This is a genomic window from Aestuariivita boseongensis, from assembly GCF_001262635.1.
GTDB classification, from domain to species: domain Bacteria; phylum Pseudomonadota; class Alphaproteobacteria; order Rhodobacterales; family Rhodobacteraceae; genus Aestuariivita; species Aestuariivita boseongensis.
The window spans coordinates 23922-30306 of sequence record NZ_JXYH01000046.1 but is presented as its reverse complement, the minus strand read 5'-3'; the positions used below and the strand labels follow the sequence as shown (position 1 = coordinate 30306).

Annotated in this window: 7 protein-coding genes; all 7 read right to left on the bottom strand. The window is 59.7% G+C overall.

Annotation, left to right across the window (positions count from 1 at the left end):
* Positions 1 to 455 precede the first annotated feature (455 nt).
* Entirely contained in the window at positions 456 to 659 is a 204-nt protein-coding gene (locus tag TR61_RS20000; protein ID WP_157440939.1) for a hypothetical protein, read from the bottom strand.
* A gap of 3 nt (positions 660 to 662) precedes the next feature.
* Complete coding sequence (locus tag TR61_RS15535) at positions 663 to 848, bottom strand: helix-turn-helix transcriptional regulator (RefSeq protein ID WP_050931440.1); 186 nt, start codon at positions 846 to 848, stop codon at positions 663 to 665.
* A gap of 85 nt (positions 849 to 933) precedes the next feature.
* Positions 934 to 1539: a hypothetical protein gene (locus TR61_RS15530; protein ID WP_050931439.1), complete on the bottom strand. Its 606-nt coding sequence runs from the start codon at positions 1537 to 1539 to the stop codon at positions 934 to 936.
* Positions 1536 to 2843, bottom strand: a complete 1308-nt coding sequence (locus tag TR61_RS15525) for a tyrosine-type recombinase/integrase (RefSeq protein ID WP_050931438.1) — start codon at positions 2841 to 2843, stop codon at positions 1536 to 1538. The genes TR61_RS15530 and TR61_RS15525 overlap by 4 nt, the downstream gene beginning before the upstream one ends.
* Before the next feature lie 152 nt (positions 2844 to 2995).
* On the bottom strand, positions 2996 to 4315 hold the full coding sequence (gene glnT, locus TR61_RS15520) for a type III glutamate--ammonia ligase (RefSeq protein ID WP_050931437.1): 1320 nt from the start codon (positions 4313 to 4315) through the stop codon (positions 2996 to 2998).
* Positions 4316 to 4376: 61 nt separating this feature from the next.
* The gene (locus TR61_RS15515) at positions 4377 to 5702 is read right to left on the bottom strand and encodes an FMN-binding glutamate synthase family protein (protein WP_050931436.1); all 1326 of its coding nucleotides are present in this window, start codon (positions 5700 to 5702) and stop codon (positions 4377 to 4379) included.
* On the bottom strand, positions 5702 to 6385 hold the full coding sequence (locus TR61_RS15510) for a GltB/FmdC/FwdC-like GXGXG domain-containing protein (protein WP_050931435.1): 684 nt from the start codon (positions 6383 to 6385) through the stop codon (positions 5702 to 5704). The genes TR61_RS15515 and TR61_RS15510 overlap by 1 nt, the downstream gene beginning before the upstream one ends.

Genomic DNA, 6385 nt, shown 5'->3' with positions numbered 1-6385 from the left:
TCAGTACCTCCGCAACCTGATCGATTGAAGGGACTTCTGACTGAAGAACCATCGTGCAGGCAATCACGTGCAGGGCGGACGCCTGGTCCTTGGTCAGGTGATCGAAGACCATCACTTCACCTCCCCGAAGACCAAGGCCGCGATGAGGGCTGCGCGCGTATCGCTCACGCCATACCGGTTGCGCAGATGTCTTTGCCTTTGAAGATCGGTCGGAGTGTTGTATGCTCCGCATGTATTATCTCCTGTAGCTTGATGATGCCCCAAAGCCCCGGTTCCGTGGTGCAACACAGAGCCGGGGCGTTTTCTTTTATGGCCACTCATTTTGCACCTCCGATCAGCTCCGGCAGGGCGGAGAGCGCCACCATTGCGGACGGGTCAACGCGCGAACACAAGCTGGCGGAGAGCCGGATCAGGGCGTCTCGGGTCCGGAAGTACCCGAGCGCGCGCCAAGGCCACTACCCGCCACCGTTCTTGCGACGCTGCAATATCCATTGAATGCTGTCGCGGCACACGATCACCCGGTGCCGGGGGCACAGGTGGGCAATCACGCCCACATAGTGATCGGAGGTTTCGTGGTACTGGCTTCCTGCCGACTCAGCAGAGTGGAAAGCATTACGGGCAGGCCTGATCAGCACGCCAAAGGTTTTGTCTTTTACCATCAATCAGCCCACCCGCGTTTCGCGGTTGGCGAGCCAATCCGCGATATCGCTTTCGCGCCAGGCGACGATGCGTGCACCCAGTTTTACAGGTTGCGGGAATTCGCCACGCTTCATCCAGTCGTACAGAGTCGAACGAGACAGCCCTGTGCGGGTTTCCACCTCGGGGCGGCGAAGGAGTTTGTCGGTCATTGCCATTTCCTTTCGGGTTGTATTGATACAAACCGGAAGGTAACGGACAGGAGTTGGCAGCGCTTAACGAGGGCTGCCAACTTTTTTATGAGGTTTTGAGCGCTTTCCGGTCCCCTCGGATGGTGCGCTTGGATACGCAAATCCCGAATTGCTCCTCTAGCCGGCGCTTAAGCCACGCATCCAGCGCACCTCCGGTCAACCGGGTCTCTTTCATTAGGCTTGCGAGGGCATCACGTCTTTTATCCATGTTGGCCTTTGCGGCTGTGTTCCGGGTGGTTCGAATGTTATCAAGGTATTTGTGGGTCTTGGCTCCGGTTTCAGCCACCTTCTCATAGGAAAATTTCAGCCGCATTTGTTCAAGCTTCCATCCGGCATAAAAGGCAAAATGCGCAGCAGATTCTGCATCACTACTTTCAATGCACCTTTGCATTTCCCGAAAGTATTTAAGTACTTCGGAAGCGAACGCTGCCTCCGAGCCATCATCATTTACTTTTTCTGGTGCGTCCGAGACTATACTTTCACAATAGTTGCGAAAGATCTTGATCGTCGGCTCTAAGAAAAAAGCGTCTTCTTCAATAACTTCATGGCCCAAATTTTGATACTTGGCGATTAATTCAGAAAGCTCTTCCTCTGTTTCGGTATAGATGTCGACATATTCATCAAACCTACCCCCGCAGATAACAAACTTCATCCGGCTGCCCCCAGCTTGACCACGTTCCCGTCCACTTTCGCCTCACCACGAAGAAATGCCGCCCATGCCGTCATCATGTCGCGCCGCCGTTCGAGCATGTCGGAACGCTGATAGGCGCGCTCCACTTCTGAGCCGATGAAGTGCGCCAATGCTATTTCGGCCATGTCGCGGGGATAGCCGTGTTCCGCTGCCCATTGCCGGAAAGTCGAGCGCAGCCCATGCGGCACGGCGGGCCGCTTGCTGGCAGGGTCGAGATACCCTGGTTCCTCCAACCTCACCTTCGCTTCCTGCATCCGTCGCATGACGGCGGAAATGCTCATATCAGACAGCATCCCGCCACGCGGAGCAAAGAATACGTATGGGCTACATTCGAGCCGGGGCAGGCGATCGAGCAGTGCAATAGCCTCGGCGGTGAGAGGCACGCGATGCTCGCGGCCGTTCTTCATCCTGGATGCAGGAACCGTCCAGACACCGACGGAATTCGTCGAATTTGCAGAGCGATCAAGCTCAATTTCATCCCAGGTCATGCCTCGAACCTCACCTGAACGCGCGCAGGTTAGGGTCAGGAACTGCAGGGCTTGCGCGGCCATCCCGTCGCGCTTGGCGAGAGCGGCCCACCAGACTGCCGCGTCGCCCAGGGCAAGAGCCGGATGGTGCTGGGCCTTCGCAACCTTGCCGGGTGCGGGTAAGAGTTCCTTGAGGTTGCCGCGCCAAGCCGCGGGATTGTCGCCTTCACGATGCCCCGCCACCGTCGCCCATGTAAGCACAGCTTCCACCTGCCCCCGCAATTTCTTTGCGGTGATGGTGCGTTCCCGCCAATGGGGTTCGAGCATTCGCAGCACATCCTTAGTGCCGATGTCCTGCACCCGTATTTGCCCGAGGACTGGAAGCGCCAGACGTTCAAGTGCTGAAAGCCATTGCTTGCGATGCTTTTCACTTCGAAACTCGGGCAGCTTGGCTTCGGCATAGGCGTTCACACATTCAGCAAAGGTGAGCGACTTGGCCTTCGCGGCACGTTTCTCGGCCAGAGGGTCGCCTCCGAGCATGGCTTTGCCCCGATTTTCCAGCGCCAACTTGCGAGCGGTTGCGAGAGAGACAGCGGGCGGGCTGCCCAGCCCCAGTTCGGTGCGCTTGCCGCGAATAACGATGCGCTGTACCCATTGCCGCGCCCCGTTCTTGGCAACACGCAGGAACAGGCCTTGGCCGTCGAAATACTTGCCCGGCTCAGTAACGGTTTCCACGAACCGCGCCGACAGCGCCCGCTCCGGCGTCCTGATACACTCGCGCGACATGATATCCCCCATTACATCCCCCACTAATACGTGGATTGCGCCAGACTATGCCGGAACTCCCTGCACAAGAGAAGGGATTTTTTCCGAAATAATTAATATATATGGGGTACAACTCGGATCTCGACAGGATAATCATGGCTGCCCTACGGGCTGCCACATCCTCCTCAGATATCCAGCGTGTTCTGCCTCTCCCAATCGGAGAAGTGGTGCATATAGCTTTGCCATTCCTGCATTTTCATCTTGGCATAGCTTTGCGCGAACTCGGTCCCCAGCATGCCGGTCAAGCCGTCATCCGCCTCGAACGCGCGGACGGCATCCAGCAGGTTCAGCGGCAATTTGGGTGCATCCGTCACGGTGTGACCTTCGGCATACATGTCGATGTCATAGCGTTTGCCGGGATCGGCCTTGGCCTCCAGCCCCGACAGGCCAGCTGCGATGATCGCGGCCTGCAGAAGGTAAGGGTTCGCTGCCCCGTCCGGCAGGCGCAATTCGAACCGGCCTGGGCCCGGCACGCGGACCATATGGGTGCGGTTGTTGCCCGACCACGTAACGGTGTTGGGCGCCCAGCTGGCCCCGGACAGGGTCGCGGGGGCGTTGATGCGTTTGTAGCTGTTGACCGTGGGGTTGGTGAGCGCCGCCATCGCCGTAGCATGGGCCATGATGCCGCCCAGGAAATGCGCGCCGTCTTCTGACAGGCCAAGCTCTCCGGCCGGTCCCGACCCACTGTCGGTGGTAAACGCATTGTTCTTGCCGTCCATATCCCAGACCGACACATGCGCGTGGCAGCCATTCCCGGTCAGATTGGGCATGGGTTTGGGCATGAAGGTCGCGCGCAGCCCGTGCTTTTCGGCCACCGATTTGACCATGAATTTGAAGAACGAATGGCGGTCAGCAGTGACCAATGCGTCTGAGAAATCCCAGTTCATTTCGAACTGGCCATTTGCGTCTTCATGGTCGTTCTGATACGGGCCCCAGCCCAGATCCAGCATGTATTCGCAGATCTCGGCGATCACGTCATAGCGACGCATGACAGCCTGCTGGTCATAACAGGGCTTTTCGGCGGTATCGGCGGGGTCGGAGATCTGGGTGCCCTCGGGCGTCAGCAGGAAGAATTCGGCCTCCACCCCGGTTTTGACGCGCAGGCCCTTTTCGGCGGCCTTGGCCACCATCGCGCGCAGCACGTTGCGGGGGGCTTGTGCGACCTCTTCGCCCTCCATCACCGGGTTGGCGGCGACCCAGGCAACCTCGGGCTTCCAGGGCAGCTGGATGACCGTTTCGGGGTCGGGCACAGCCAGCATGTCGGGGTGCGCGGGCGTCATGTCGAGCCATGCGGCGAACCCTGCGAACCCGGCCCCTTCCTCCTGCATATCGGCAATCGCCTGAGCGGGGACGAGTTTCGCCCGCTGCGCGCCGAAAAGGTCGGTGAAGGAGATCATGAAAAACTTCACGCCGTTTTCGGCGGCGAAGGCGGCCAGATCTGTCATGTTCGGTTATCCTTTCCCCTGATGTGACAAGGGCGCAGCCTAAGCCGCGCCCCTTGATGTTTCAAAATCCGGTCTTGCCCGGGATCCAGTCAGTACCCGCCAGCGGCACCTGCGCCATGGCGGCGGCTTCGATGGTGAGCGCGCAGAGATCTTCGGGCTCAAGGTTCAGCACATGGCTTTTCCCACAGGCTCGCGCGATTGTCTGAGCTTCGAGCGTCAAGACATTGAGATAATTGCGTAAACGCCGTCCGGCTTCTACCGGATCAAGGCGCTTCATCAGCTCGGGATCCTGCGTGGTGATGCCCGCGGGATCTTGACCTTCGTGCCAGTCGTCATAGGCCCCGGCGGTCGAGCCCAGCTTTTGGTATTCCGCCTCCCATTTCGGGTCATTGTCGCCGATGGCAATCAGCGCCGCCGATCCGATCGAAACCGCATCGGCCCCCAAGGCCAGCGCCTTGGCCACGTCAGCCCCGGTGCGGATGCCGCCCGAGACGATCAGTTGAACTTTGCGGTGCATCCCTAAGTCTTGCAACGCTTTTACGGCCGGACGGATGCAGGCGAGCGTGGGTTGACCCACATGTTCGATGAACACATCCTGCGTGGCCGCCGTGCCGCCCTGCATGCCATCCAGAACGATCACATCGGCCCCTGCTTTGACAGACAAAGCCACGTCATAATAAGGCCTTGCACCCCCAACTTTAATGTAGATCGGTTTTTCCCAGCCGGTGATCTCGCGCAGCTCAAGGATCTTGATCTCCAGATCATCCGGGCCTGTCCAATCCGGGTGCCGACAGGCCGAACGTTGATCGACGCCCTGTGGCAGATCGCGCATGCCTGCGACCCGTTCGGTGATCTTTTGACCCAGCAGCATGCCGCCCCCGCCGGGCTTGGCACCCTGACCCACGACAACCTCAATCGCGTCGGCGCGGCGCAGGTCGTCGGGGTTCATCCCGTACCGGCTGGGCAGGTATTGATAGACAAGCTTGGCGGAATGGCCACGCTCCTCCTCCGTCATGCCACCATCCCCGGTGGTGGTCGAGGTGCCCGCCATCGTAGCCCCCCGCCCCAAAGCCTCTTTCGCGGGACCGGAGAGAGAGCCGAAAGACATCCCCGCGATGGTGATCGGGATATCCAGTTCGATAGGGTTTTTCGCAAAGCGCGTGCCAAGCGTGACCTTTGTTTCACAGCGTTCGCGGTAACCTTCCAGCGGGTAGCGGCTCATTGATGCGCCCAGAAACAGCAGGTCATCGAAATGCGGCACGCGCCGTTTCGCGCCGCCACCGCGGATGTCATAAATGCCGGTGGCCGCCGCGCGGCGGATTTCCGAGTTTACCTCGTCAGAGAAGGTCCAGCTTTTGCGGGGGACGGTGTGCGGTGTGCGGTCCATCAGTATTCTCCCGCGTTGTCGATGTCGAAATTGTAAAGCTTCCGGGCCGAGCCAAAGCGGCGGAACTCCTCAGGCTTGGCATCCGCCTCCGCCCGTTCCAGAAGATCGGCGAGCAGCTCAAGATGTTCGGGGCGCATTTCTTTCTCCACACAATCGGCGCCCATAGATTTCACCGATCCGCGCACGAAAAGCCGCGCTTCATAGATGGAATCGCCCAACGCGTCGCCTGCATCGCCCAGAACAACCAGATTGCCCTTCTGCGCCATGAAAGCCGACATGTGCCCGATACTCCCGTGCACCACGATGTCGATACCCTTCATCGAAATCCCACAGCGCGAGGACGCGTTGCCCTTGATCACCAACAGCCCGCCATGACCCGTGGCCCCGGCATATTGGCTGGCATCGCCTTCCACGATCACGGTGCCCGACATCATGTTTTCGGCCACGCCCGGGCCCACCGACCCGGTCACGCGCACGGTGGCGTCCTTGTTCATGCCCGCACAGTAATAGCCAGCAGAGCCCTGCACCGTGACCTCCAGCGGCCCATCCAGCCCCACAGCCACGGCATGTGCGCCCTTGGGGTTCTGCACCTCCCAGGCGGTCATATTGGTGTCTTTGGCCTGGGCCTGCAGGGTGGCGTTCATGTCGCGCAAGGGCGTGGTGGCCAGATCAATCACCTGCAT